Source organism: Streptomyces sp. 2-1 (assembly GCF_048564895.1).
Taxonomy (GTDB): Bacteria; Actinomycetota; Actinomycetes; order Streptomycetales; family Streptomycetaceae; genus Streptomyces; species Streptomyces phaeochromogenes.
Window position 1 is genome coordinate 8,572,946 of the sequence record NZ_CP183383.1, and the last position, 23,781, is coordinate 8,596,726.

Genomic DNA, 23,781 nt, shown 5'->3' on the forward strand with positions numbered 1-23,781 from the left:
GAGAATCCGATCGCTTTCAGCGGTGACAGCGATGAATCCGGAGTCGGAGCCGCCGAGGGCCGGGGTGGGACCCGTTGCCCGCGTCCCACCCCTCCCCTCGGCCGAGGCTCGTCTCCTGTTCGGCCGGCGCGGAGCTACCTCCGCCAGGGGCCCGTCACCGCGAACGTCGTCCCGGGGGTGTAGCAGTTCACGTACATCGTCCTGCCGTCGGGCGAGAAGGTGACGCCCGCGAACTCGCCCCACTCCGGCTCCTCCGGCGTGCCGATGTTCTGCCGGTTGCGGGCCATCGCGTAGACCTCGCCGCGTCGCGTCACGCCGTACACGTGCTGGACGCCCCCGCCGTCCTCGCAGACCATCAGGCCGCCGCTGGGGGCGAGGCAGATGTTGTCGGGGGATTCGCCGGGCAGCTGCACGTCGGTGTCCGGGCCGAAGACGATCACCAGGGTGAGCCGGCGGGCGTCGGGGTCGTACCGCCAGATCTGGCCGAAGTGGTCGGCGGCCGAACCCTGGCTGCTGTGCGCGAAGGACGAGACGAAGTAGACGGACTTGCCGCCCCAGTAGCAGCCTTCCAGCTTCTGGGCGTGGGTGATGCCCTTGGGGCCGAAGTCCTGGAAGCGGATGGCGGTTTGGGCGGCGAGCGGGTCTGGGACGTCCACCCACTCGATACGGTCGAAGCTCGCTCCCGTCTCCTGGATCGAGGAGAGATCCGGTACGCCCGGCACGCGCATCGCCTGGAGCCGGCCGCCCGCGCGGAGCGAACCACGGCCGCCCTCGGGCTTGTTGGGCAGGAAACGGTAGAAGAGACCGAAGGGCCTCTCGAAGGCGTCCTCGGTCTCGTAGACGATGCCGCGCTTCGGGTCGACCGCGATCGCCTCGTGCTGGAAGCGGCCCATCGCGGTGAGGGGGACCGCGCCCGTGCGGTGCGGATGCGCCGGGTCGACCTCGAAGATGAAGCCGTGGTCCTTGGTGTAGCCGTTCGTGCCGGCCTTGTCCTCGGTCTCCTCGCAGGTGAGCCAGGTGCCCCAAGGGGTCGGCCCGCCGGCGCAGTTGACGGCCGTACCGGCGATCGCGACCCGCTCGTCGAGTACGTTCCCGCGCTCGTCGACCGTCAGCGACGTACAGCCGCCCTTGCCCATCGGGTCGTAGGTGAGGCCCTCGATGGTCGGGACCGGGATACGGCCGGTGTTGCGGTTCTCGTGGTTGCGGACCAGGTGGACGACCCGGCCGTGTCTGTCGCCGGAGCCGGACCGCCCGGCGAACGCGGCCATGCCGTCGTGGTTGCTCGGCACCCGGCCCTCGCCGGAGCGCAGTTGGTCGCCCTCGCGGGAGAGCACCCGGTAGCGGAAACCTTTGGGCAGATCCAGCAGACCGTCCGGGTCGGGGACCAGGGGGCCGTATCCGGTGTGGCCCAGCGCGGTGGCCGTGCCGGTGAAGAGCTCGGACATGGCGCCTGTGAACGCGATGCCCACTCCCAGGGCACCGGAGCGGGCGAGCACCTCGCGTCGTGTCGCGGGCGTGCGGGAAACAGACATGGGAACAAGCCTTCCTGTTGGCGGACAGGAGAATGTGACCCGCCTGTGTGTATCACGCAGCACCGGACACGTGAACCACGCGCGTAGCGTGGCGTTCTCACGCAGCGTCAGATGACCCGGATGGCGGGGGAGTTGGGGCCTGGAGTTCATTGGGCTGCTGTGCCCGTTCCAGGAACCGCAAGAGCTCCACCGGGAAGGGCAGCACGAGCGTCGAGTTCTTCTCGGCGGCGACCGCCACCACGGTCTGCAGCAGCCGGAGTTGGAGCGCGGCGGGCTGCTCGGACATCACTCCGGCGGCCTCCGCCAGTTTCTTCGACGCCTGGAGTTCCGCGTCGGCGTTGATGATCCGCGCCCGGCGCTCACGGTCGGCCTCGGCCTGCCGGGCCATCGACCGTTTCATCGTCTCCGGCAGCGACACGTCCTTGATCTCGACGCGGTCGATGGACACGCCCCAGTCCACGGCCGGGCTGTCGATCATCAGCTCCAGGCCCTGGTTGAGCTTCTCGCGGTTCGACAGGAGGTCGTCGAGGTCGCTCTTGCCGATGATCGAGCGCAGTGACGTCTGCGCCATCTGCGAGACCGCGAAGCGGTAGTCCTCGACCCGGATGATCGCGTGCGCCGCGTCGACCACCTTGAAGTAGACGACCGCGTCCACGCGCACCGTGACGTTGTCCCGCGTGATGCCCTCCTGCGCGGGCACGGGCATCGTCACGATCTGCATGTTCACCTTGTGCAGGTGGTCGACCCCGGGGACCACCAGCGTGAAGCCCGGAGGGCGAGGCTCTCCGCGCAGGCGCCCGAGCCGGAGGACCACTCCGCGTTCGTACTGCTTGACGATCCGTGCCGCCGCCGCGACGTACACGACCCCGACGGACGCGACCGTCGCCGCCGCGACCAGGAGTTCTTCGACCATGACGACCCCTGCCCTCCGAGCCTTCCGCCGAACGAGTCGCCGCTTATGTGGCTAATTCAACGATACGCCCGGGTTCCGGCAACGGAACGGCCCGGGGCTCGACAGAGCCTCGGGCCGTTCCTGCCTGCTCAGAGGGGCTACGGGGTCGTGACCTTGACCGGCTCCGTGCCCGTCGCGCTGTGCCGCTCGGCCCAGTTCTCCAGGGCCGTCCGGCACGCGTGGTCCAGGTGGTGCAGCCCCGACAGGTCCAGCTCGACCGGCCGGTCCTGGGGCAGCGCCTCCAGGTTGTCGAGGATCTTCGGCAGCCGCAGGAAGGTGGCGTTGCCCGACAGGTAGGCCTGCACGGGGCCCGCTCCCTTGTCGATGACCTCCAGCTTGAGGTGCGAGGCCTCCCAGGCCGTCTTGGCGACCGCGAGGGCGAGCCCGATCAGGACACCCTCGAACATGCTGATCGCGACGATCGACACGGCCGTGACGATCAGGATCAGCGCCTCGCCCCGGTGCTCGCGCCACAGCGACACGATCCCGCGCAGCGGAATCAGCTTCCAGCCCGCGTGCACCAGGATGCCCGCGAGGGCCGGCAGCGGAATGTAGGCGAGCACGGCAGGCAGCAGCGCCGCGAACAGCAGCAGCCACACACCGTGCATGACCCGGGACGCCTTCGTCCGCGCGCCCGCCTGCACGTTCGCCGCGCTGCGCACGATCACCGCGGTCATCGGCAGCGCGCCGAGCAGCCCGCAGACCGTGTTGCCCGCGCCCTGCGCCATCAGCTCCTTGTCGTACTCGGTACGCGGTCCGTCGTGCAGCCGGTCCACGGCGGCGGCGCTGAACAGCGACTCCGCCGAGGCGATCAGCACGAAGGCCACCACCGTGCCGAGCACGCCCAGACTCGCCAGCTCGCCGACGGTCTCGAAGCCCGGCAGCTGGATCGAGCCGAGCAGGCCCTTCACCTCGACGGTCGCCACCGGCAGGCTGAACGCCAGCGACACGAGTGTCGCCAGCGCGACCGCGCCGAGCGCCCCCGGCACCGTACGCACCTTCTTCGGCAGGTGCTTCCACAGCACCAGTACGGCGACGGTGCCGGCCCCGAGTCCGAACGAGGCCAGTGCCTCGGTGGACCCGGCGGAGTCGACGATCAGTCCCGGCAGTCCGGCCAGCTTGCCCAGACCCGAGGCGGGAGCCTCCGCGCCCGCCACCGAGTAGAGCTGCCCGGCGATCAGGACGAGCCCGATACCGGCCAGCATGCCCTCGACGACGGCCACCGAGATGGCCCGGAAGTAGCGCCCCAACTTCAGGGCGCCCATGGCGACTTGGATCAGACCCGTGGCCAGCACGATGACTCCGAGCACGGGCAGTCCGTACTCCTGCACCGCCTCGAAGACCAGCACGGTCAGACCCGCGGCCGGGCCCGAGACCTGGAGGCTGCTGCCGGGCAGCAGACCGGTGACCAGGCCGCCCACGATGCCGGTGACCAGGCCGAGTTCGGCGGGCACGCCCGACGCCACCGCCACGCCCACGCACAACGGCAGGGCGACGAGGAAGACGACGAGCGAGGAGGCGAAGTCCTGCCGCAGATGAGGGAACTTCATTCGGTTGCTTGTACTCGTTCGGTTGCTTGTGGGGGTGCCCATCGCGTTGCTCACAGCTCCTCGAAGGCGTCGGAGTGCACGTCGTGCGCCAGTACGGAGCCGGTGTGCACCTCGTAGAACCAGCCGTGCAGCCGGAGTTGACCACTCGTCAGACGCCGTGCCACGCACGGGTAGGAGCGCAGTCGCAGCAGCTGGGTGAGTACGTGGCTCTGCACGGCCTCGGTGACGGTCGGGTCCTCGACGGCGCCTTCGGGACGAGGAGTGGAGTGCGCGAGCCAGTCGCGCACGGCGGGTACGGCGGTCAGGTCGTCGCCGCGTACCAGCGCGCCGACGGCACCGCAGTGGGAGTGGCCGCAGACGACGATGTCCGCGACGCCGAGCACCTCCACCGCGTACTCGATGGTGGCCGCCTCGCTGGTGGGCTGCGAGGAGGTGTGCGGGGGGACGATGTTGCCCGCCGTGCGCAGTTCGAAGAGCTCACCGGGCCGGGCTCCGGTGATCAGGGCCGGGACGACCCGGGAGTCGGAGCAGGTGATGAACAGGACCTGCGGGGACTGGCCTTCGGCGAGACGGGCGAACTCCTCCGGGCGGTCCTCGGACTGCTTGCGGAAGGAGCGTGCGTGATCGATGAGGGGCTGCATGTGTCAGTTCCTCCTGGCGCGCCACAGAGCGCGTCGGTGTACAAAACGGAGCGCATGCGGGTACGGCGACATGACCCCACGTCGACGCGCTCGGCGGACGTGGCGTGGTGAGGGTGGGTCAGGTCGGAGTCGCTTCGTGCCCGGTGGGGGGTCGGGTCAGCAGCGGAACACTTGAAGTGCCGCCGCGGAATGGGCTGTCGACGATCTCGTCGTACGGTGGTGCGCCGCCGGAGCGGCGATGTGCGACGGGTCGTCGTGGTAGGTCGCGGGGTCCTTGCAGAGCAGTGGACGCGCGGGTGACTGGGGGACGTGGTCCGCGACGCGGATCCGGTCACGGGTCCGCAGGGGACCCGTCGGGCTGCCCGGATGCAGGGCCTCGCCACAGGTGACGAACTCGGCCTTGCTCTTGGGGCCCGTGACAGGTGTCGCGTGCGCGGAAGCGAACGCCGAAGCAGGCGCTGAGAGTTGCAGGGCGAGCAGGACGGCGGCGAGAACGGTGAACAGGGTCCGGGCCGTCGTACCTCGTAACATGCGCCTCCTCTCGGCCGGCTTCAGGTCAAGTGCTCTCACGTCAACATGAACGTTAACGGGTGAAGTTGTTTGCAGGGTTAACTTAACGTTTCACCCTGAAGAGAGCCTGAAGTGGGCTGAAGAGCATCGGAAGCAGGCCGGAAACCGGCTGATGAACGGTGGTTCGGGCGTTGGTTCGGGCGGTGGCTCGGGCGGCGGTTCGGACGGCCCTTCGCTAGGCCTTTCGCGTCCCGACGAGGTCCTTCGCGTCCCGCGCCAGCGCCGTGAGCCGGGAGATCGCGCGGAAGTACTTCTTGCGGTAGCCGCCGTTCAGCATCTCCTCGCTGAACAGCCGGTCGAAGGGCATCCCCGAGGCGAGTACCGGCACCTCGCGGTCGTACAGCCGGTCGGCGAGGACGACGAGCCGCAGCGCGGTCGACTGGTCCGGGACCGGCTGGACGTCCGTGAGGCAGACCGCCGTGATCCCGTCGGTCAGCGCGCCGTACCGGCTGGGGTGGACCCGGGCCAGGTGGTCGAGCAGGTGCGGGAAGTCGTCGAGCGAGGCGCCCGGCGTGGCGTACGCGGCCTTCGTGACCTGCTCGTCGGAGTACGGGGCCGGGGCCTCGGGCAGCCCGCGGTGGCGGTAGTCCTCGCCGTCGATGCGCAGCGACCGGAAGTGCGCCGACAGGCCCTGGATCTCGCGCAGGAAGTCGACCGACGCGAACCGGCCCTCGCCGAGCTTGCCCGGCAGCGTGTTGGAGGTCGCGGCGAGCGCCACGCCCGCCTCGACCAGCCGGGCGAGCAGGCTGGACACCAGGACGGTGTCGCCCGGGTCGTCGAGCTCGAACTCGTCGATGCAGAGCAGCCGGTGACCGCTCAGCGTCTGCACGGTCTGCTGGAAGCCGAGGGCGCCGACCAGGTTCGTCAGCTCCACGAACGTGCCGAAGGCCTTGAGGGAGGGCTCGGCGGGGGTCGCGTGCCACAGAGAGGCGAGCAGGTGTGTCTTGCCGACGCCGTAACCACCGTCGAGGTAGACACCGCGAGGGCCGGCCGGCGCCTTCGCGGCCTTCTTGCCGAACCCGAGAAAGCCCCGCTTGCCGGAGCCGGCGGCCTGCGCCCCGCCCAGACCCGCCGCGAAGGCGTCCAGCACATGGACGGCCTCGGTCTGGCTGGGCTGGTTCGGGTCCGGAATGTACGTATCGAAGCGGACCGAGTCGAACCGCGGCGGCGGCACCATCTCGGCGACCAGCCGATCCGCGGGAACACGCGGCTCCCGGGCACAGAGGGACGACGGGGCCGCATCGGCTATGGAACCGAGACCGGAGGCAGAGGGGGAGGTTGACACGGTTCCCCACTCTAGGGCCTGTCGTCAAAGGTGGCGTCGTCCGCCCGAAGGGCGGGCCTCGCGGCGTCTGGTGCGTGCGATCGCAAGGCGCCGGAGTGTCCTCGTAGCGGAGCTACTAGGGCATTTCGGCAACGCCACGAGCGTGCGTGCCAGACGCCGCGAGGCAGACGCCACCTTTGACGAAAGGCCCTGAGGGCCGTGCCAGACTGCAGGACATGCGACGCCTGTTCCCTGTGACCGATGAAACAGCAGCCCGGGACTCGGGTGGGGGCCCTGATACGGCCGGTCGGGCCGGTGCGGAGGGGGCCGACCGGGAGTGGGGGCTGGAGGAGCTGGCGGCGGCGTACGCCTATCCGTCCGGCTCGGGTCCCGCGGGGCCGGAGCCGTGGCTGCGGGCCAACATGGTGTCCACGCTCGACGGGGCCGCCCAGCACGACGGGCGTTCACAGCCCATTTCCAGCGCCGCCGACATGCGGATCTTCGGCACATTGCGGGCGCTCGCGGACGCCGTGGTGGTCGGTGCGGAAACGGTACGCCAGGAGGGTTACCGCCCGGCACGGGCGCGGGAGGACTTCGCCGCGCTCCGAGCGGCGGCGGGGCAGGGCCCGGCCCCGGCGATCGCGGTGGTCAGCGCGAGCCTGGACCTGGACTTCTCGCTGCCGCTCTTCACCTCGCCCCTGGTCCCCACCCTCGTGCTGACGGGCGCCGCGGCGGCCCCCGACAGGATCGCCGCCGCCGAGAAGGCGGGCGCACAGATCGTGATCGCCGGGGACGGCATGGGCGTGGACCCCGCCAGGGCCGTACGCGCGCTCGCCGACCGGGGCCTGTACCGGCTCCTGACCGAGGGCGGGCCCCGGCTGCTCGGCCAGTTCGTCGCCGCCGGGGTGCTCGACGAGCTCTGTCTGACGGTGTCCCCGATGCTCACCGCGGGCGACGCCCAACGCATCGCCGGCGGCCCTCCGGTGGCCGTGCCGAGGCGCTTCGAGCTGACGTCTCTGCTGGAGGAGGCCGGGTTCCTGTTCAGCCGTTACCGTCGGACCTGACCAAATAGACGGAATCACCCGTTCCGTTTGACTTTCCCTGGGCACACTAAATCTCGCAGTACCCGTGCGGTTACGGGGCAGGATGGTTTCCGCAGGGGCCTACGGACGGCCCACGGATGAGAAGGGCGCCTGTCGTGTTCACAAGCGTACTGATGATCGAGAAGGCCCTGACGTCCGCGGACGTGGAGTTCGTCACCAGCTTGCACGGTGACGAGGACGTCGCCTTCCATGTGCTGCTCCAGCCCCGCGGCGACCAGGCCGACCGGTTGCTGCGGGCCATCGACGACGTGGCGCTCGGCGAGCTGGACGAAGCGGCCCGCGAGAACGAGACACCCGAGGGCGAGGAGGCCGTCGGCCAGGGGCAGAAGGCCCTGGAGGTGTCGCTGGTGGCCTTGCGGGCGGCGGGGAGCGCGGCGGAGGGGCGGCTGATCGAGGATCATCCGCTGGACGCGCTGAAGGGGCTCGTGGACGAGATCGACGCCGATGAGGTCATCGTGCTGACCGATCCTCACTACGTGGAGGAGTTCTTCCACCGGGACTGGGCCTCGCGGGCCCGGCACAAGGTGGGGGTGCCGGTTCTGAAGCTGTTCTCGCACAGCAAGTCGTGAGGGGGCTCCCGCCGGGTGTGTGAGCTTCGCCCGCGGGTGCGTGGGGGCTGTTGCGCAGTTCCCCGCGCCCCTTACGGGCCGCAGGCCCTTGCGGGGCGGCCGGTGCCGTACCGAATAAGCTGGGCGCGCTCACCGTCCCACCCGAGTCCTGGGAGTAACACGTATGGCACCCGGTCTTCCCACCGCCATGGACCGACCGCACTTCATCGGCATCGGCGGTGCCGGGATGTCGGGGATCGCGAAGATCCTCGCGCAGCGCGGGGCGAAGGTCGCGGGCAGTGACGCGAAGGAGTCCGCGACCGCGGAGGCCCTGCGCGCGCTGGGGGCGACGGTGCACATCGGCCACGCGGCCGGGCACCTCGCCGACGACGCGACCTGCGTGGTCGTGTCCTCCGCGATCCGCGCCGACAACCCGGAGCTGGCCCGCGCCGCCGAGCTGGGCATCCCGGTCGTCCACCGCTCGGACGCCCTCGCCCGACTGATGGACGGCCTGCGGCCGATCGCGGTCGCGGGCACCCACGGCAAGACGACCACGACGTCGATGCTGGCCGTGTCCCTGTCGACCCTGGGCCTGAACCCCTCGTACGCGATCGGCGGAGACCTCGACGCCCCCGGTTCCAACGCCCTGCACGGCGAGGGCGACATCTTCGTCGCCGAGGCCGACGAGTCGGACCGCAGCTTCCACAAGTACGCGCCCGAGGTGGCGATCGTGCTGAACGTGGAGCTGGACCACCACGCCAACTACGCCTCCATGGACGAGATCTACGAGTCCTTCGAGACGTTCGCGGACAAGATCGTGCCCGGCGGCACCCTGGTGATCACCGCGGACCACGAGGGCGCCCGAGAACTGACCCGGCGGCTGTCGGACGACGTCAAGGTGGTGACGTACGGCGAGTCCGAGGACGCGGACGTACGGGTCCTGTCCGTGGTCGCCCAGGGACTGAAGAGCGAGGTGACCGTCGAGCTGGACGGCTCGCCGCTCACCTTCACGGTCTCGGTCCCGGGCCGCCACTACGCGCACAACGCGGTGGCGGCGCTGGCGGCGGGCGCGGCCCTCGGCATCCCGGCGGCTGAGCTGGCCCCGGCGATCGCCTCGTACACGGGCGTGAAGCGGCGGCTCCAGCTGAAGGGCGAGGCGGCGGGCGTGCAGGTCATCGACTCGTACGCGCACCACCCGACGGAGATGACCGCCGACCTGGAGGCGATGCGGGCGGCTGCCGGCGACGCGCGCATCCTGGTCGTCTTCCAGCCGCACCTGTTCTCCCGCACCCAGGAGCTGGGCAAGGAGATGGGCGAGTCCCTGGCCCTGGCGGACGCCTCGGTCGTGCTGGACATCTACCCGGCCCGCGAGGACCCGATCCCGGGCGTCACCAGCGAGCTGATCATCGAGGCGGCCCGGGCCGCGGGTGCGGACGTGACACCGGCGAAGGACAAGGCGGACGTGCCCGCGCTCGTGGCGGGAATGGCGAAGCCCGGTGATCTCGTTCTCACCATGGGCGCGGGTGACGTGACGGACCTCGGACCCGAGATCCTGACCCGCCTGTCGAAGTAGCCGTACCTGTAGTGAGGGGTTGAGCTTCATGTCGTACGACATCGAAAAGCCGGACGAGCAGTGGCGCGCGGAGCTGAACCCGGCCGAGTACGCGGTCCTGCGCAAGGCCGGCACCGAGCCGGCGTTCACCGGCGAGTACACCGACACCAAGACGAAGGGCGTGTACTCCTGTCGCGCCTGCGGTGCCGAGCTCTTCACCTCCACCGAGAAGTTCGAGTCGCACTGCGGCTGGCCGTCCTTCTACGACCCGAAGGAGTCCGACGCGGTCGAGCTGATCGCGGACCGGTCGCACGGGATGGTGCGCACGGAGGTGCGGTGCGCCCGCTGCGGGTCGCATCTCGGGCATGTGTTCGAGGGTGAGGGGTATGCGACCCCGACCGACCAGCGGTACTGCATCAACAGCGTCTCGTTGCGGCTTACGCCGGACGAGAAGTGACCTGACTGAAGCAGCCCGACGGGAAGTGACCCGACGGGAAGTGCGGTGAACCGGCTCCGGGGGAGCCGGTTCTTCCGCTTTCTCCGGGCCTCACGAGGCCGCCGGGCGCACCGCGCGGAGGATCTCCCAGACCTTGTCGCGGCGCTGCTCGTCGGTGAGAGTGCCGGGAGCGGAGTCGGGGGTCTGCCCAGCCGTATCGGACGTGTCCGAGCCGGTCCCGGACCGGGCTCCGGGGCCCAGTAGCTCGACGGCGCACTCCTCGCACTCGGCGCGGGCGGCGGCGAGCTGCTCGCTCAGGGTCCGGCGCTGTTGGCCCGCGGCGGAGCGGATCTGCTCGCGGACCTCCCACGCCCACCCGTACAGGGCGACGACCAGGTGGTAGCGGGCCTCCACATTGCCCGGGTCCAGCACGCACAGCTCGCGCAGGTCGGCCGCGAGAGCGCCGGCCCGGGGCCCCTCCTGGCGGTCCCGGTGCAGGGCCATGGTCGCGGACACGACCAGCATCCGGCGGTTCTGGACCGTCTCGGCATCCGTCCACCGCGCGAAGTCCTCGGTGATACGCCAGGCGGTGGGCACACGTTTTCCGGAGCCGATCCAACGGTTGTACGCATCGGCGAGCAGCCTGCGCAGCTGCTCGCTGTCGGAGTCGGTCTCCAGCAGGGTCCGCAGTCGCTGCACGGCCTCGGCGAACTCGCCTCGGCCGATGTCGAGACGGACGAAGGACACGGCGAGTCTCTCCCGCCCCCGCGCACTGAAGGCCTCGCGCTCGGCCCTGGACAGCACCTCCAGCACCTCGTCGTGCCGGTCGAGGCTGCCGAGCAGGCGGGCCAGCGCGCGGGCGGGGCCGGTGGCTCCGGGCAGGCGTTCCACCCAGCGCTCCAGACCGGTCACGGCGGCCTCGACGACGGCGCGCTCCCGGTCGTCGCCGGGGACACCGGACTTCGCCAGGATCGCGAACGCCGATCTGGCGGACGGGTGGTAGAGGCGCTCGGGATCGTCGAGGTGGTCGGCGTACTCGTCGGGAATGGCGTCCGCGTTGCGTCCCCAGGAGCGGCAGGTGCGCCGGAACCGGTCGGGGAAGTGGCGGGTGGCGGTGCCGGACGCCGTCTCCTCGGCCGCGGCGAAGATCTGCCCCAGCGCGAACCGCCCGGCGAGATCGGAGAGCTGGTTGTGCCGCTCGACGAACTCCTTGGGGTCGCCCTGGACACCCAGCTGGTGGACGCTGCGCAGCAGCACCTCGTCGGCCGGGTCCAGGGGCAGCTCGTCGATGAGGCGCAGGTTCGCGATCACATCGCCCGAGTACTCGGTGAGTGGCCAGTCGGCGTCCGCGCCCATGACGGCCTTGGCGATCCGCAGCTTCCACAGGATCCGCCCGCGCGTCCACTCCAGGTGCGCCCGTTCCTCGGCCTCGTCGCCGGGTCTGCGGGTACGTCCTTGAGTCTCCGACGCCTCGCGGTGGGCCTCGTCGATCATGCGGCGGCACTGCTTCTCGAAGGGCCCCCGCACCCTCGCCGGCAGCGCTTGTACGGCGGTTTCGACGGCGGCCGTGCGGCGGTCCCGGGCAGCGTCCAGCTCGGCCTCCCCGACGGAGCGGCCGACGCCGAGCAGGAGGGTCGGGCCGCGCTGGGAGAGCGTGTGGTTGAGCTCTTCGAGCCGTAGGTGCGTGACGGCGATCTCGACCTTGCCCGCCGCGGCCAGCACGGGTGCCATCTGCCGCAGGTCTCCGTCCAGTTCGCCGTCGGGCGCGGAGCTCGCGCAGAGCGGGGCCGTGCCGAAGGAGCCCGCCAGGACGCGGTGCACCTCGGCGCGCTCGGCGGCGCCGCGGCGGATGTCTCCGTTGAGCAGGTCCCTCAGATACAGCGCTTCGAGATAGCGGCTCCACGTCTGTGCGGCCGGGCCCAGGTCACCCGAAGTGGTGTGCGCCACCGCGAGATTGCGCAGTACGGCGGGGTGCAGGGGATCGTCGGTGAGCATGGCGCCCCAGCCCCGCCGGGCGGCCGTCGTCCGGCCCAGCCGCAGCTCGGCCTCCGCCTGTTGCCCGCCGAGATACGCGCGCAGCAGGGAGACCGCCTCCCGGTGCTTCGCCTCGGCCGGATAGACGTCCAGCGTCTGCCAGGCCTCGACGAAATTGGCGTCGAGCGCGCGCTCGGCGACGGCGAGTGCGTGGGCGACCCGCTCGCGGGGGTTGGCGTCGGCGGGCAGCGCGGGCAGCGGTGGCGGGGGAGAGGGGCGTCGGCCGGAGGCCGCGGAGTCGGCGGTCACGGAGTCGGCGCTCACGGAACTGCCGGACACCGTCTGGGCGTTGGCGATCCCCTGGCCGTCCGGTGTCTCCGGGCCCCCGGCCGAACCGGCCGACGGCTCCTGTCCCTCCCCCTCCATGGCGGACAACTGCCCCTGGAGCGCCAGCACATGATCCGACGGCGCGGCCGGAGTCGTCCCGAACTCCTTCTGCCTCGGGGCCAGTTTGCGGCCGACCTTCTTGTTCAGGATGGTCCGCAGACTGCCCGGGGACTGCTGGAAGAGGGCCTCGCACTCCTCCAGCCGCTGGTGGAAGACCTCGAACGGCATGACCAGACCGGCCGGTTCGAGGGCCTTGAACCGCTGCAGCGTCTCCAGCCGGGCCAGGCGCAGGGCCTCCAGACGGTCCACCATCCCCGCCAGGGTCTCCTTGTCACCCAGCACCCGCGCGTAGTCGGCCGCGTCTGCCACCGCGCCCTTGGACAGTGCCTTGGCGTGGGTCTGCGCGTCGTCGATGAGGCCGTTCAGCCGGGCCGCCGCCGCCTCGAACCCCACCAGCCGCTCGTCGGGACCGACCGCGTCGGGCTCGTCGGCGTCCGAGGTGACCGGGACGTCCGCCATCGGCTCCGGCGGCTCGGCGCCGAGCGCCCGCGACGCCGACCGCAGGGCCTTCTCGTGCCGGGCCGGGTCCCCGTCGGTGAACTCCCTGGCCGCCGCGTGGGCGCCCAGGTCGGGGAACCGGAGCGGACGCCAGAACAGCCGCCGCCGGTGGATCAGCGCGATGAGCACATCGGGCAGCGAACGTTCGGTCAGACAGTCCGCGAGCCGGGCCGGCAGCTCGGCGCGATCGGTCTCGAAGAGGTCGCAGACCAGGTGCAGCAGACGCGTCGCCGGCCCGTCGTCCGGCGGAAGCCGCTTCGCCAGCCGGCGTACGGTCGCGGTCGGGTAGCCGTACACCATCCACTGCACGGCGAGGACGGTGAACGCGGCCGTCCCGCCCCGGCGTTGGTCCGCGAGCTCGGCGATGCTCTCCAGCTCGGCGGCGAGTGCGTCCCTCGTCCGCTCGGCCGTCCTGCCGCGCAGCCGGCCGTCGGCCTGCATGTCGTGGATTCCGGTCCACCGGCATTCGCCGGGCCGCAGCAGCGGCAGCGCGGGCTCGGCGGCGTCCGGGTCGAAGTCGTCGCGGCCTTCGCGGACCGTGGCGGCGATCGCCTCGGCGCGGGCCTTGGGGTCCCCGTTGTCGTCGGCACCCGGCCCCCGCTCGTCGATCCCCTTGAGCGCGCTGCTCAGATGCGCCCAGATCCGGTGGTTGGCGGGGGAGAGGGAGGCCGCGGCCGTCAGCCAGCGGACGGCCGCCGACGGCCGCCCGTGCCGCAGATAGAGCAGCCCGACGTGGTAGGGGTGCTTGGGGTTCTGGCTGTCCAGCCGGTGGGCGCGCGCCAGCAGGACCAGCGCGGTCGCCGGCTCGGTGCCCGGATGGACCCCGATCCGGAAACAGGCCTCGACGAGGGCCTCCGACTGCCCCTCGGTGAGCGCCTCCCCCTCCTCGACACGCGACCACAGCCAGCTGACCCTGCGCCACAGCACGTCCGGCCGGTTCTCCAGCACCGAACGCGTCGTACGGGATGTCACGAGTGCCGTCCCTCCCCCGGATCCGTGCTGCCGTCGTCCTCCGGCGCCGCCCGGCCGCCGCCGCCCAGTTCCTCGGTCGCCAGGATCAGCAGGCGCTGTCCGTCCGACACCGCCGCCCGGCTCCCGTCCGGGGAGACGGTCATCGGGTGGCCCGAGACGTAGGTGGTACGGCCGTCGCGCACCAGCGCGTGCGAGCCGTCGGGGTACTCCAGGACCAGCAGCCGCCCGCCCCTGCCGGAGCCCACCGGCCGGGCGCCCGGCACCGTGTGGAAGCCGACGCGCACCGCCAACTCGGCGTCGAAGGAGACACCTTGGCCCTCCGCGTCGACGATCGCCGTCAGCTCGTCGCCCGGCAGGGTCCCGGTGATCGTCGTCACGGGCTGCGTGACCTGCAACAGCCGCCCACCGGCCGGGTCCAGCCGGTGGATGCGGTGTTCGCCGACGATCAGTGCGAAGCCCCGTACCCGTGCGACGGCGAGAAGCAGTGGTTCCAGGGTGTGTTCCGCCCCGGCCCGGCCGCTCGTGTACTCGGTGAGTCTTCCGTCGAGGCCGCCGACCAGCAGATCATGGCCGTCGGCCGCCAACACCTGGACACCGGCCCGGTGTTCGAGCACCCGCTCCGGTTCCTCGGCGTCGAGGGACAGGGACCAGACGGCACCGCCCCACATGCCGACGTACAGCTTGTCCCCGTCGAAGGACAGCGCGCCCGGCACGTTGAACCGCTCGCCCCGTGGCGCCGGGAGGTCCACGACCCGGACCCGTCCGTCCGGGGCCGCCAGGACCACCCGCCCCGACCAGTCGGCGACGGCCAGGCAGTGCTGCCCGCGCGCCCACAGCCGGGGCTGCTCCCTGAGCTCCGCCGTGCCGGCGGTCTCGTACGCCGCCGTGAGGACCGTCAGTGTCCTGCCGTCGCGTACGGCCAGTGCCCGGCCGTCGGGGAAGAACACCGGGTGGCCGGGCGCGGGCAGGACGGGTCGGTCGCCGGCGTCCCAGGACGGCTGTTCGTCGGGCGCCCGTACCGGGAAGAGCGGTGTCACGGCCGGTTCGCAGCCCGGGGCGGTCGCCACCAGCCGCACCTCGGCCGTGGCCGTCCGGAACGCGAGGTCGCCGAAGACGGCCGAGCCCCGGGTGACCGGCGCGCCCAGGGTGCCGGTCAGCCCGGCGGAGGGCGGCTCCGCGGCCAGGGTGACCGTCGCCCCGGGAGACGACAGAGGTGTGCCGTCCGGTGCCGAGCCGGTCACGGTCAGGGGCGGCAGCGTGTGACCGGCGACCGCACCCGTGACGGGTTCGTCGAAGCGGAGGGAGGGGCGCGTCTCGGCCACGCGCAGCTGAAGGGCGCCGCGCACTTCGTCGATCCAGTGCGGCCTGGAGGTCGGGATCCAGTTGATGCGGTTCACGACATAGGGCACCTTCTTGGCGGCCCCGGGATCGATGAGCAGCGGGATGAGCCGGCCGCCCTCCGGCGTGTTCAGCTTGTACGCCTCGTGCAGCTCCCACTGGCAGACGGGCTTGTCGAAGTACGTCTGCGAATAGAGCGCCACGATGTAGCGGCTGCGGGGGAGGGCCTCCTCCAGGAAGCTCTGCCAGTCCGCTCCGCCGGGCGTGCCGGTGCGGGACACGTCGAGGTAGATCCTGGGCGCCCCGCCTGCGGCGGTCACACACTCGCTCAGCGCGTCGAGCAGGTCCTTGGCCTGGATGTAGTCCTCGCGGGCGTAACTGATGAACACGTCCCACTGCTCGGCGGCGGGCGTCGCCGCCTCGGCCGTCGTCATCGCAGCGTCCTGGAGATCGTGCCGATCAACTCGTCGAGCAGCTTCCGGTCCCGGGCGTCGAACGAGCCCTTGGCGTTACGGCGCAGCTGCTGCGCGTCCCCGAGGATGCCGGAGAGCTGCCCACGCACCACGTACGGATCCCTGGGCCGCGACGGCGAGTTGGGGCCCGAGTGCTGTTCGGCCAGCTGGTTGAAGCGCCGTACGAGATCGGACACCTGCACGGACGTCTTCACCCGCGAGACCTCCGCGCGGCGGTCGGACACCAGCTTCGCGAGGTCGTCGAGCTGACTGCTCGTACTGCCCTTCCCCGCGTTCTTGCGCGTGGTCTTGATCTCCTGTGTCAGCCCGTCGAGCGAACCGGCGAGCCGGTCCGCCGCCCGCGCGTCGGAGACACCGCCCTTGGCGGTCGACATGACGCGGTCGTACTTCTCGTAGAGGCCGCCCACGACCATCGCGTCGGCGACCTCCCTGAGCCGCTGCGCGATCGCCGTCTTGAGTTCCTGGACGACCTGTACGCCCTGTTCGCTCCGCGCCGCCGCCTTCAGGACGGGGAGCCTGCGCTCCAGAGCGGAGAGCCGGTGCCGCAGCGTCGCCAGCCGGTCGACGGACACGCCGTCGCGGACCGACTCCATCGCGTCGACGTACTCCTTCACCGCCGGGTTGATGACCGTGGCCTCCTGCCAGCCCCTGATGGCCTCCAGCAGTTCGGCGGCCTGCGCGAGACCGGGATCCCGTACGGCGGCCTCGGCGCATTCCGCGGCACGGTCCGGATCGCGGCCCAGACGGTAGAGACAGGCCGCGTAGAGGAAGTTGAGCCACGGGAAGCGCGGCACCAGCGACAGGACGTGGGCCAGCAGCCGCTCGGCCTGTTCGGCACGGCCGGTCTGCATCAGCAGCGCGGCCTGCTGCCCGTCGGTCTCCGCGATCAGCGAGTAGAGATCCTCGGTGCGGTCGGGCGGCAACTTCGGTGCGGGCAGCGGGATCTGGCGCGGCAGCTCGATCAGGAGGGCGAGGAACGCGTCGAAGTCGTCGAGGACGGTGTTCCTGCGCCACCGGGGGTCCATGCCCAGCAGCGCGTGGCGGGCGCGGTGGAGATTGCCCGCCTTGAACTCCGACACGGCCGGCGCGGCCACCGGGGCGAGCTGCGCGAGCAGCAGCCTGCGCGCCAGTGCCCTCACCGGCTCCTGGTCGACGTCCGCCTCGGCCGCGCCCCGGTTCGCGGTGTCGAGGGCCAGCTCCAGATCGCCGTCGCGCGCCTGGCCGACCGCGAGGAGGTAGGACAACGTGCCCTCTTCCGGGGCCAGTTCCAGGAACGCCTCGACGCGGGCCAGCGCCCCCGCGGGATCGGTCCGCACCGTCTCGGTGTACGCGGTGACTTCGAGCGGGGTGAGACGGCGGCGCAGCTCGCCGCGGAGGTCACGGATCCGTTCGCGCAGTTCGGCCTCCACCCGCTCGTCGCGCAGGGGCCGCAGGATCCGCAGGGCCTTCACCTGGTCAGGGCCGCCCAGCTGGAACAGACAGTAGGCGCGCAGATAGCGGGCCTCCTGGTGGTCGGGGGCGTTCTGCAGGTACTCGGCCAGCTGGTCCAGGGCCAGTTGGTACTCACCGGCGCCCGCGTTGGCCCGGGCGTCCTCCAGCAGTTCCTCGCCGTCGGGGCCCAGGTCCAGGGACATCTCGGTGAGCGTGGCGACCGGGGGCGCCAGGACCAGCGCGGTCTGCGAGGCGGCAGCGGCTGCCGCGTCCCGGGCCAACTCCTCCAGCCGCCGGTCGTGTTCGGCGAAGTCCCCGTGTCCCCGGACCTCCGTGAACTCGAACGTGGGCGTCCGCAGCGCCTGGACCGGGCGGATCTCCTGAAAAGCATTGTCACGGCCTGTGCCGGTCACAGGTGTCCCTTCCGATTGCGGGTGGCTGAGGGAGAACGCGAGGGTGCGGGAACGGGGGAGCACGGTGCGAGAGAGGGCACCGGCGCTCTCAGTCGGGCGACTCGCCCGGCTCGGGCACGCTGCCGAGCGCGTGCTCGGCCAGCTCCCTGCAGAGCAGGTACTCGGCCTCCTGGTCGACCTTCACCATCAGGAGCAACACCCGGGCCAGCGAGGCCTGTTCGAAGAGCTGGTCCTCGTCCGGCGCGGGCCGGTGCACCACGGGCGCGAGCCTGTCGAGCAGCCCGGCGTGGTCCGCCGTACGGCGCCGTCCGGGCACGAGTCGGGCCAGGCGCCCGGGTGTGGCCCCGGTCCGCCGGCTAGGCACGATGCTGGTCATCGGTCTCCTCGGGCAGCAGGATCTGTCCGGTGCTGGTGATGAGCTTGCGCTCGGCGCCGTGCAGCACCTCGGCGCCCTCGGCGTACACCGCGGAGGCCTGTTCGAGCTGGGCCAGCTGCTCGCGCACGGCGTGCTTGGCGGGGTCGTCGTCGGGGAGGTCGCGCAGCCGCGTGTAGAGGATCAGCTCGATACGGCGGCGCAGTGCCTCCGAGCGTCGCCGGTGATCCTCCAGCGGGGCGCGCTGATGGGGTACGGCTCCCTCCTCCAGGTCGCCGGCGTCGCCGAACGGCGTGAACTTCGCCTTGAGGCGCCGGTACAGGGCCTGGTCCTCCTGGGACCGTTCGGGATCCTCCAGGTACTCCCCGACGAGGACGAGGTAGCGGGAGATCGCGTCCCCCTCCCCGCCGAGGGCCCGTTCACGCTCCATGAGGTCCAGCACCTCGGGCAGCATGATGCCCTTGGCCAGGCCGGTGCCGCCGTTCAGCACGGCGAGGGCCCGCTCGCGCTCGGGCTGGCTCGCGGAGAAGTAGTACCGGACAAGACCGTCCACCAGGGCCGCGTCACCGAGCTCGGGGTCGGTCTCGCGCAGCGCGTCCGCACGCCGTCCGAACTCCTCGAAGTCGTCCGCCGACGGCGCCCCGGACAGCGCGGGCCGCAGCAGCCACTCCCGCAGAAGCGCGAGCAGCCTCAACAGCGCGATGCCGGTCAGCAGTTGTGGGCCCGAGCCGTCCTCGGGCGGCCGGCGCTCCACCTGTTCGGCCAGCTGCGCCAGCCAGTCGCCCAGCTGATGGGGATCACCGTCCGCCCAGTCACAGACGAGAAGCCCCAACTCGGCCTCGACGGTGGGCAGATCCCGCTCCGCGGACCGCTTCCGCGCGTCACCGAACGCGTCCCGGGCCTCGTCGGCCCGTCCGTCGAACACCGCCTGTACGCCCTTGACGAGCTGAAGGTCGTTCACCTCGGGCGGGATCCGCTCGGTGAGCTCGCCGAGCTCGCGGACCCGGTCGAAGTGGTGCAGGGCCCCGTCGGTCTCCCGCCGCCGCCAGTGCCCGGCGGCCAGTTGGAGGTGCGAGATGGCGGCGATCCGGCGGCTCTGCGGCCGGGCGTCCAGCAGCGCCCGGTGCTCCGCGTAGAGATCGGTGACGCGGTCGTGGTTCTCCAGCCGCGCCTGCACCCACAGCTCCAGGTAGGCGGTGTCCTTCGTGCGGCTCTCGGCGGTGACCAGCTCGTCGAGCACGGTCGCTGCGGCGGAGTAGCGGGCCGGTTCGTACGTCCCCAGCATCGCCCGCACATAGGCCTGCGCGAAACGGATCCGGTTCAGCCCCCGCCCCCGGGGCCCGGCGTTGACCGCCTGCCCGAGCAGCCGGTCGGCCCGCTCCAGCTCGTCGCGGTCGTCGCTGTCCAGCAGGGCCAGGGACTCCTCGTACGGCCGTCGCCAGCGGCTCGGCAGGACCAGGAGGAAGTACGAGCCGCTGGCCACCGTCGACAGGAACAGCAGCGGCAGGACGACCGCCAGCAGAATCGTGGTCACGCGCGCTTCTCCTCGCCCCGTGCCTCGTGCAGTCTTCGGACGAAGTCCGCGAGGCGCATGCCGTGTTCATGGATGTCGTCGCGGTCCATCTGGCCGCTCTCCCGGACCCGGCGCAGCCCGTCCTTGACCTGCTCGGCGACCGACCCGGCCGAGTCGAGCCGGCCCAGTCGCAGGAAGGTCTCGCCGTAGTCGAGCATCAGGTCGAAGCGCCACCACATCAGCGTCGTCCCGTCGTGCAGCCAGCGGTACACGAAGTCGTTCGCCTCCCGCAGTTCGCCCAGGCCGATGAGACAGCCCGCGAAGTCGTGGGCGTGCTCCCGGCGCAGTTCGGGCGGCAGCCGGTCGAACGCCGTACGGGCCGTCGTGTGGAGCCGGTCGGCGAACGAGGCGTCGATGGCCCCGGCGAGCCGGCCCTGGACGACGGACCACAGGCCGCCGATGATCGACAGCTGCGCCGCGTACGCCTCACCGCGCTCGGGGTCCGTCTGCACCGCCCGCTCCAGCAGCGACAGCGCCTCCAGCGGCTCCTTGAGATCCCGGCGGGCGATGTCGGCCGCCAGGAGCAGGAGTTCATGGCCGGGCCGGTCGACCAGCGCCGCGTGGGCGAGCCCGACGGCCTTGCGCGGCTCGCCCGCCTCGCGCAGGGCACGTACCGCCGCCAGCGGGTCCATCGCGTGCCGAGCCCGGTCGATGGCCTTGGCGAGGAGCTGCGGATCCGCGTCGACGAGCCCCGCGGACTGGACACCGGTGAGGCCGAGCAGCTGCGCCCGTGCGGCCCGTACGGACTCCACGCGCCGCATCCACGGCGGCAGCCGGCTGTCGTGCCGCTGGTCGGTGAAGACGGCGGCGCAGGCGGCCCGTTGGAGGAGTCGCCCCGTGTCGCCGGACGGCAGTGTGTCGAAGCAGCGCAGGGCCGCCACGCCCAGGGCGTGCAGATCGGGGGCCCGGCCCCCGGGCGGCAGTCCGCGTGCCGCCTCGGGGGTCAGATGGGCGATCCGCTCCGGCTCTTCGAAGACCTCGCCCAGGGACGGCGGGCCCCAGGCCGGCAGCGGCAACAGCAGCGGGCGGTCTCCCACCAGCACGATGTCGGCGGGCAGCGGCACCAGCCCGGGGCCGACCGACTCGCGCCAGCCCGGCAGCGCGTGGAGCGCGGCGGCCACGGACGCGAGCCGGTGGGCCGGTTCCCGGTCGGCCACGGCGTCGGCGAGACTGCGTCCCGCGTCGGTCTCGTAGCAGACGACCTGGAACCAGCGGCCGGCGAACTGCCGCTGCTCGCCCCGCTCTCCGGGCACCACGGGAACCAGGTCCTGGCGGCGCGGCCGGGTCTGCCACGCCAGCAGTTCGGACCGCTGCTCCCCGCTGATCTCCTCCACCGGGATGAGCCGGTACCAGCGGCGCCGGCGCGGCGCGCGATAGAGCGAGCCCCACCAGCCGACCCCCGCGTACTCGGCGTCGAGTTCCTCCTCGACGACCTCGGTACGGTCACCGACGGCTGTCGTCATATGCGTCCTCTAGCGCGTCGGCGAGCTCGTCCAGCGTGTCCTCGTCCGCGCCGGTGCCCACGGCGTCCATGAAGGCGCGCAGGGCGTCGGTGAGAGCGGGCGGCGCCTGGCCGTCCCGGGCCGCCCTGATCGCCTTCTTGGCCATGCGCCGGTACTCCGCGGGTACGTCGGCGGGGTCGAACTCGGCGGCGGGTGCCTGGGCGGGCACGGGGGCCGGAACGGATGCCTGTACCGGCGCCGGTACCGGTGGCGGTACGGCTTCCGGGCCCGGTGCGGGGGCCGGGGACGAGACGGGCCCCGGGATCGAGACGGATCCGGATCCGGGAGACGGGACGCTTTCCGGAGCGGAGGCGCCCACCGGCGCAGGGATCGTGAACTTCGGTGATCCGGAGCCCGGTTGCCCCGCGTCCGGCTGGCCCGCGCTGCCCGGCCGCGGCGCGGTCCGGGCCCCGGCCGGTGCGACCGTCGCGTGCAGCTTCAGCAACGCCGCGCGCCGCTCCGCCAGTTCGTCGATCTTGCCGATCGTGGTGCTCTGGTCGAAGGTCGCCTGGTACTCGCGCCCGGTGTTGGCGTGGGTGACCTGGACGCCCAGCAGTCCGTTCACGTCGAGGGAGAACTCGACCTCGAACTGGTGGTATCCCTCCGGCCGGGGCTCGATGTCGTCGAGGTGGATCGTGCCGATCAGGGTGTTGTCGTAGATGTACTCGCCCTCGCCCTGATAGATGGCCGCCTCGATGCGCGCCGCCTGCTCCGGGTTCGTGTACGTCTTGACCTGGCGGGCCGGGATCTTGGTGCCCCGCTTGATCAGCGCGTTGAACTTCCCCTGCTGGACGCCGACGCCCAGGGTGTGTTCGGTGATCAGGGTGACGGAGTAGTCCTGGTCCTCCGCGGACCGCTCGCCGGTCGGCCGGGTCCCGAGGTCGAAGGCGGGCGTCGGCTCGAACCGGTGGGCCACGATCGCCGCGCCCCGGGCGACCAGGGTGTCGGGGTTGGCGTCGCCGCGCACGAACCCCTCGTCCTGGTCGAAGTAGTCGAGCAGCATCCGCTTGACCTGCGGGATACGGGTCGAACCGCCCACGAGCAGCACCGCGTTGATGTCCTCGCGCTGGACGCCCTTCTCGCTCCTGGCGAAGCTCAGGGCCTCTCCGACCTGGCTCAGGGAGCGGTCGAGGATCGGCTGGATCAGCGCCTCGAAGGTGGCCCGGTCGAGTTCCAGCGGAGCGGTCGTGCCGCCCAGGTCGATGGAGGCCGTGCCGCGCAGGGACAGTTCGCGCTTCGCGGCCTCCGCCGCCGCCTTGATCCGGAGCCGCTCGGTGTCCCGCGGCAGCGTCTCGCCGAGTTCCCGGACGATCCACTCGGCGACCGCGTCGTCGAAGTCGCCGCCGCCCAGCCGCTGGTCGCCCGCGGTGGCGATGACCTCGATCTCGTCGTCCTCGGTCTGGATGATCGACACGTCGAAGGTGCCGCCGCCCAGGTCGAAGACCAGGTAGATCTGCTTCTCGGACTCCGCCCGGTCGACTCCGTAGGCGATGGCGGCCGCGGTGGGCTCGGGGATGAGCTGGCGGGGGTAGAGACCGGCCAGCAGCGCCGCTTCCTCCGTGGCCTTCTTCTGCCGCTCCATGAAGTAGGCGGGCACGGTGACCACCGCGTCGTGGATGTCCCCGCCCAGCGTCTGCTCGGCGATCCGCTTCATCCGCATCAGCACCAGGGCGCTGATCTCCTGCGGGCGCAGCCATTCGCCGCCGAGCCTGGCCCGTACGGGATCGCCCTCGGCGAAGACGCCGGTCGCGCCGAAGTGGGTGAGCAGTTCCGGGGTGAACACGGCGCCCATCTCGCGCTTGATCTCCACGAGCGTGTCGTCGGCACCCGGTCCGGCGCTGATGGCCGCCTTGGCGTCGTGCCCGACGACGAGCGTGCCGGTGCCCGGTTCGAGCCGGACGACCGAGGGGGTGGCGACGGCGGCGGCCCCCTCGTGCTCGGGGTCGGCGAGGATCTTCGGGGCGAAGTCGTCGGGGTGGTAGGCCGAGACGGCCGAATAGGTGGTGCCGAGGTCGATGCCGACGACCCGGTGCAACTCATCTTCCATGGGGAGACCTCCGGGGTTCACTCGTCGGCGAAGCCGTCGAGCAGATGCGTGCGGGTGAAGTCGCCGCTGAAATCCGTACGGGTCGTGTCCGAGGGGTGGTGCACAGGTTCACCGGCGGCCGTCAGGAAGGCCTCGATCTCCCTGCGCAGCACCGTCAGACCGGCGTCCCGCTCGTCGAGTACCGGCTCCCAGGTCGGTTCAAGGCGCAGCAGTGGGAGCGGCGGATACCGTGCGTCGTGCGCGGCCCGGGCCTCGGCGCTCTCCAGGCTGACGGCGTGCGCGGCGGCGATCTCCTCCTCGCTCGCACCGCGTGCCTGGAGCCGCGCGTCGTACCGGGCGGCTGCCGCCCGGATCTCGTCGGCCGTCGCCTCGGGCGGTACACCGAGGCGCGTGTACTCGGTGGATCGGGGCACGACCAACGGCAACGCGAACAACGCCCCGCTGGTGATGTCGCCACCGGGCATGGAAAAGCCCCCGTTCACACACGCGTAGCACCGAGGGATGAGCCTGACGGCAGCCCCTGCTCGACGCGGTCTTCATTGGCGCAGCACGACCGTGTGCGGTCGCGACGTTGCGCCGATTCTAGGGGCGT

General features: G+C 71.7%; 18 protein-coding genes. 4 read left to right on the forward strand and 14 right to left on the reverse strand.

Annotated features, from left to right (window positions below; translation table 11 throughout):
• Window positions 1-134: 134 nt before the first annotated feature.
• The 6 genes from ACN20J_RS37775 to zapE form a co-directional block, all read right to left on the reverse strand.
• A complete protein-coding gene (locus ACN20J_RS37775; protein WP_189841297.1) occupies window positions 135-1,532 on the reverse strand; it encodes a PhoX family protein in 1,398 nt (465 codons plus the stop codon).
• A 97-nt stretch (window positions 1,533-1,629) separates the two neighbouring features.
• Window positions 1,630-2,445 (reverse strand): slipin family protein, encoded by an 816-nt coding sequence (locus ACN20J_RS37780; protein ID WP_189841298.1) that lies wholly within the window; start codon window positions 2,443-2,445, stop codon window positions 1,630-1,632.
• Between the two features lie 137 nt (window positions 2,446-2,582).
• On the reverse strand, window positions 2,583-4,034 hold the full coding sequence (locus ACN20J_RS37785) for a SulP family inorganic anion transporter (RefSeq protein ID WP_419667633.1): 1,452 nt from the start codon (window positions 4,032-4,034) through the stop codon (window positions 2,583-2,585).
• A gap of 50 nt (window positions 4,035-4,084) precedes the next feature.
• Window positions 4,085-4,675: a carbonic anhydrase gene (locus tag ACN20J_RS37790; RefSeq protein WP_189841300.1), complete on the reverse strand. Its 591-nt coding sequence runs from the start codon at window positions 4,673-4,675 to the stop codon at window positions 4,085-4,087.
• A gap of 156 nt (window positions 4,676-4,831) precedes the next feature.
• Complete coding sequence (locus ACN20J_RS37795) at window positions 4,832-5,206, reverse strand: hypothetical protein (protein WP_189841301.1); 375 nt, start codon at window positions 5,204-5,206, stop codon at window positions 4,832-4,834.
• Window positions 5,207-5,420: 214 nt separating this feature from the next.
• Window positions 5,421-6,530, reverse strand: coding sequence for a cell division protein ZapE (zapE, locus tag ACN20J_RS37800; protein ID WP_189841302.1), 1,110 nt, complete (start codon window positions 6,528-6,530; stop codon window positions 5,421-5,423).
• 215 nt (window positions 6,531-6,745) lie between these two features.
• On the opposite strand from zapE, the gene ACN20J_RS37805 reads away from it, so the two are divergent.
• From ACN20J_RS37805 to msrB, 4 genes are all read left to right on the forward strand, one after another.
• Window positions 6,746-7,573 carry a pyrimidine reductase family protein gene (locus ACN20J_RS37805; RefSeq protein WP_362302081.1) on the forward strand — a complete coding sequence of 276 codons (828 nt, stop codon included), beginning with the start codon at window positions 6,746-6,748 and terminating at the stop codon, window positions 7,571-7,573.
• Window positions 7,574-7,707: 134 nt separating this feature from the next.
• The gene (locus ACN20J_RS37810) at window positions 7,708-8,181 is read left to right on the forward strand and encodes an indole-3-glycerol phosphate synthase (RefSeq protein WP_190226942.1); all 474 of its coding nucleotides are present in this window, start codon (window positions 7,708-7,710) and stop codon (window positions 8,179-8,181) included.
• Between the two features lie 163 nt (window positions 8,182-8,344).
• Complete coding sequence (gene murC / locus ACN20J_RS37815) at window positions 8,345-9,733, forward strand: UDP-N-acetylmuramate--L-alanine ligase (protein ID WP_361901162.1); 1,389 nt, start codon at window positions 8,345-8,347, stop codon at window positions 9,731-9,733.
• A gap of 28 nt (window positions 9,734-9,761) precedes the next feature.
• A complete protein-coding gene (msrB, locus tag ACN20J_RS37820; protein WP_055617598.1) occupies window positions 9,762-10,169 on the forward strand; it encodes a peptide-methionine (R)-S-oxide reductase MsrB in 408 nt (135 codons plus the stop codon).
• Between the two features lie 90 nt (window positions 10,170-10,259).
• Here msrB and ACN20J_RS37825 read toward each other — a convergent pair whose 3' ends face one another.
• The 8 genes from ACN20J_RS37825 to ACN20J_RS37860 all read right to left on the reverse strand — a co-directional run bounded on the left by ACN20J_RS37825 (window position 10,260) and on the right by ACN20J_RS37860 (window position 23,653).
• On the reverse strand, window positions 10,260-14,039 hold the full coding sequence (locus ACN20J_RS37825; RefSeq protein ID WP_419667634.1) for a hypothetical protein: 3,780 nt from the start codon (window positions 14,037-14,039) through the stop codon (window positions 10,260-10,262).
• Window positions 14,036-15,811 carry a TIR domain-containing protein gene (locus tag ACN20J_RS37830; RefSeq protein WP_419667635.1) on the reverse strand — a complete coding sequence of 592 codons (1,776 nt, stop codon included), beginning with the start codon at window positions 15,809-15,811 and terminating at the stop codon, window positions 14,036-14,038. Before ACN20J_RS37830 ends, ACN20J_RS37825 begins: the two co-directional genes overlap by 4 nt.
• Complete coding sequence (locus ACN20J_RS37835) at window positions 15,808-17,694, reverse strand: hypothetical protein (RefSeq protein ID WP_419667636.1); 1,887 nt, start codon at window positions 17,692-17,694, stop codon at window positions 15,808-15,810. Before ACN20J_RS37835 ends, ACN20J_RS37830 begins: the two co-directional genes overlap by 4 nt.
• Before the next feature lie 88 nt (window positions 17,695-17,782).
• Window positions 17,783-18,070, reverse strand: coding sequence for a hypothetical protein (locus ACN20J_RS37840; RefSeq protein WP_189841309.1), 288 nt, complete (start codon window positions 18,068-18,070; stop codon window positions 17,783-17,785).
• Complete coding sequence (locus ACN20J_RS37845; RefSeq protein WP_419667637.1) at window positions 18,051-19,601, reverse strand: hypothetical protein; 1,551 nt, start codon at window positions 19,599-19,601, stop codon at window positions 18,051-18,053. The genes ACN20J_RS37840 and ACN20J_RS37845 overlap by 20 nt, the downstream gene beginning before the upstream one ends.
• Entirely contained in the window at window positions 19,598-21,103 is a 1,506-nt protein-coding gene (locus ACN20J_RS37850) for a hypothetical protein (protein ID WP_419667638.1), read from the reverse strand. The genes ACN20J_RS37845 and ACN20J_RS37850 overlap by 4 nt, the downstream gene beginning before the upstream one ends.
• The gene (locus tag ACN20J_RS37855; protein ID WP_419667639.1) at window positions 21,084-23,189 is read right to left on the reverse strand and encodes an Hsp70 family protein; all 2,106 of its coding nucleotides are present in this window, start codon (window positions 23,187-23,189) and stop codon (window positions 21,084-21,086) included. Before ACN20J_RS37855 ends, ACN20J_RS37850 begins: the two co-directional genes overlap by 20 nt.
• A 17-nt stretch (window positions 23,190-23,206) precedes the next feature.
• A complete protein-coding gene (locus tag ACN20J_RS37860; protein WP_055611531.1) occupies window positions 23,207-23,653 on the reverse strand; it encodes a hypothetical protein in 447 nt (148 codons plus the stop codon).
• Window positions 23,654-23,781: the final 128 nt, after the last annotated feature.